Origin of the sequence: Flagellimonas flava, assembly GCF_050617915.1 — a bacterium.
GTDB lineage: Bacteria > Bacteroidota > Bacteroidia > Flavobacteriales > Flavobacteriaceae > Flagellimonas > Flagellimonas flava_A.
In genome coordinates this window covers 1-239 of sequence record NZ_JBODQE010000162.1, presented here as the reverse complement: position 1 = coordinate 239, position 239 = coordinate 1, and the positions used below count along the sequence as shown (strand labels likewise).

Sequence of the window (239 nt, the reverse complement as noted above, 5' to 3'; positions counted from 1 at the left end):
CAACCAGTTCAGCGATATCGACCTCGCCGACGTGATGCTGCACAGCGAAGTTAACATCCCGCTGGATCTGGTGTTTAACCAGAACCTGACGCTGGGCTCCGAGTGGAATCAGCAGCGGATGAAGGATTTGGCGTCAAATACCCAGACCTTTATGGGCGGCGATATCGACGGCTATGACAGCACCGGCCGTAGCCCATACTCAAAGGCCGAGATCTTCTCCCTGTTTGCCGAAGACAACG

The 239-nt window shown here is 55.2% G+C and carries 1 pseudogene; it reads left to right on the top strand.

The window, feature by feature from the left end:
* Nucleotides 1-239, top strand: a pseudogene (locus ACRHOZ_RS21400) (TonB-dependent siderophore receptor); the annotation flags it as partial.